Genomic DNA, 2,566 nt, shown 5'->3' on the forward strand with positions numbered 1-2,566 from the left:
ACCCGCCGCCTCGTCCGGTTTGGAGCGGTCCAGCGAATGGAAGACGCCCAGATGCAGGCGGCCGACATCGGGCACATGCTGGCTGTAAACGCCACCGCAGACGGGCGAGGCGGTGAGGATGATACCGGGACGATAAAGGTCCGGGCCGCAGCGCAGGTCGGTGGTCTGCGCGGCGGCGGGGAGGGTGAGGAGGGCGAGGAGCAGGAGGAGGGGGCGCAAGGGGGGGGCCTGATGGGGGCGGACCGTGGGATATTCGCATGGGCGGGGGATAGGTTACCGGGGCTGTACTCCAATTCGGTCATTCTCAGACGTTCAATCCACATTTCAGTTCTGGCCCCTGTTTCCAGATAGTCCACCTGTTGAGGGCAACGGACGGTTTGGCGGACGAGGCTGGATGAAGAATGTAAGTCCGGTAGTCGATCAAACTGCAAGCGTAGCCTTAAGGTCTTGTCTTTGCTCAATAATGCACTCGATTAGGTGTACTCGAAATCACTGGATATTTTGGTCGAAGTTTGGCATACTTTTACACACAGAAAAAATGCCACTATGTACAAAATGAGGTCTATATAATGAAGAGTTTCGATTCGCGCACTTATAGTATTAATGATTTCGTCGAATGGGATGGTCAAAAGCAACTTGTATTAAATCCTCATTTTCAGCGTCGGCCGGTGTGGAGTGAGAAAGCTAAAAGCTATCTAATTGACACGATAATTCGCGGGAAGCCTATTCCAAAAGTTTTTATCAGGCAAAAGCTCAACGTCACCACGAAGACCTCTGCGCGAGAAGTCGTTGATGGGCAGCAGCGACTTAGGACTATTTTATCATATGTGAAGGATGGTTTTCCGTTGGCGCGAGGTCAGCACCCTGAATTTGGTGGTTTACTTTTCAGTCAATTGCCTGAATATGCCCAAGAGCAATTTCTCTCATTCGAAATAGCCGTTGACTTGCTTATCAATTTACCAGACCCTGAGATATTAGATATTTTCGCGCGTCTAAATTCATACGCAGTTGTGCTCAATGAGCAAGAAAAAATTAATGCATCTCATTTTGGACAATTTAAGGTTCTTGCGGACAAGATCGGTTTTGATTTTAACGAATACTGGATTCGTCAGAAAATATTGACTTCACAACAAATTTTACGTATGCAGGAGGTCAGTTTGGTGGCAGACCTGCTGATAGCAATGATTGAGGGAATTAAAGCTAAAAAAGCTATAAAAAGGTATTATATTCGCTATGAAAAGGAGTTTTCTTCAGAATCAGAACATATTGAGGTGGCATTTCGAGATGTAATTGGGAAAATTGCATTAATATTCCCAGAGGGCCTCTCGGATTCGATTTTTCATCGTATCCCAATTTTCTACTCTCTTTTTACAGCGGTTTATCATTGTATGTATAGATTGCCGAATTTTCGAGACAGTCAGCGTGCGCCTATACCACCTGTTAGCATTGAGTCTGCGGCCGAAATAGAACGCGCTAGGAATGGACTCGATACAATCGTAGAGCTGTTCGATGCTGCGCCTGGCGATTTTACAGGGCGCGAGGCGCAATTCATTCAAGACTGTCGCCGTGCCACGACAGACGAAGCTGTTCGGGAACGCCGTACGCTTTATCTACTCAACCTCATCGCTAACGGCTCAAGAGACTAAGGACGAATACCGTGCCTATTACTCAATCTCTTTCTAACTTTCAGATGAAAATAAACCAGTGCGATAGCTTAATAGCGAGCGCACATAATGTGGATTCGTTAGGTAACCAGCTGTTCCCGCAAATTGATCGTGAGCAGATCACCGTTGCGGCATTTCTAAATCTTTTTATAGCGTGGGAGGAGTTTATTGAATCTTCTATTGTTGACTTTATGATGGGGGACTCAACAACTAATGGCACTGTTCCTACTAAGTTTGTGCAGCCAATAGACCATGAGCATTCCAACAGGATGTTGGTGCACACAAATAGGTATTTCGACTATGCCAATCACGAAAATGTTCAAAAAATTGCTAAATTGTATTTCTTAAATGGTTATCCGTTTGAATCAGTAATCAGCAGTATTAACTTGCAATTAAGTCAAATGAAAGTTATCAGGAACGCATGTGCTCACCTATCTTCTACGACAAGAACCAGTCTCGAGGCTGTAGCGAGTAGAATTTTAGGGCAGGTACACAAGGGAATTAGCGTATATGATTTACTAATAAAGCAAGTTCCCGGTGTCACAGGTGCCGGATCAACAGTATATAAATCATTTCGCGATACCCTCGAAACCGCAGCTATAATGATAGCGCGTGGCTAAGTAGAGTATTACGGCTTTTTTTGATAAAAACATTTTCATCACTGGGGCCTTGGAAGTCATCTAAATTTCGGTTCATCTTTTCGCGACCTAGCTAAGCCCCATTTGTCCGCCACAGCCCGCAAGCCTTCCCCCCTGTAACAGCCCGTTACAATTCTCCACATTCCATTAACCAAGCCCAACGGACAGGTTACACAGTCCCGCTTATGGTGATGCCATGGGCGGGTCGGTTTTCGGACGGCTGTCACCGCCCTTTTAATCAAGTCCCGTACGGACAGGGGTTGG

3 protein-coding genes are annotated in these 2,566 nt (G+C 46.2%); 2 read left to right on the forward strand and 1 reads right to left on the reverse strand.

Going from position 1 to position 2,566, the window contains the following annotated elements:
• On the reverse strand, positions 1–219 hold a 219-nt coding region (locus tag Q0072_RS01595), incomplete at its 3' end, for a hypothetical protein (protein ID WP_298324786.1).
• A 350-nt stretch (positions 220–569) separates the two neighbouring features.
• On the opposite strand from Q0072_RS01595, the gene Q0072_RS01600 reads away from it, so the two are divergent.
• A complete protein-coding gene (locus Q0072_RS01600; protein WP_298324789.1) occupies positions 570–1,646 on the forward strand; it encodes a DUF262 domain-containing protein in 1,077 nt (358 codons plus the stop codon).
• An 11-nt stretch (positions 1,647–1,657) separates the two neighbouring features.
• Positions 1,658–2,284, forward strand: coding sequence for a hypothetical protein (locus Q0072_RS01605; RefSeq protein WP_298324794.1), 627 nt, complete (start codon positions 1,658–1,660; stop codon positions 2,282–2,284).
• Positions 2,285–2,566: the final 282 nt, after the last annotated feature.

Origin of the sequence: Asticcacaulis sp., assembly GCF_027484505.1 — a bacterium.
Taxonomy (GTDB): Bacteria; Pseudomonadota; Alphaproteobacteria; order Caulobacterales; family Caulobacteraceae; genus Asticcacaulis.

Coding starts and splice junctions, on each gene's coding strand:
- Q0072_RS01600 (WP_298324789.1), top strand. CDS start 570: ATGAAGAGTTTCGATTCGCGCACTTATAGTATTAATGATTTCGTCGAA.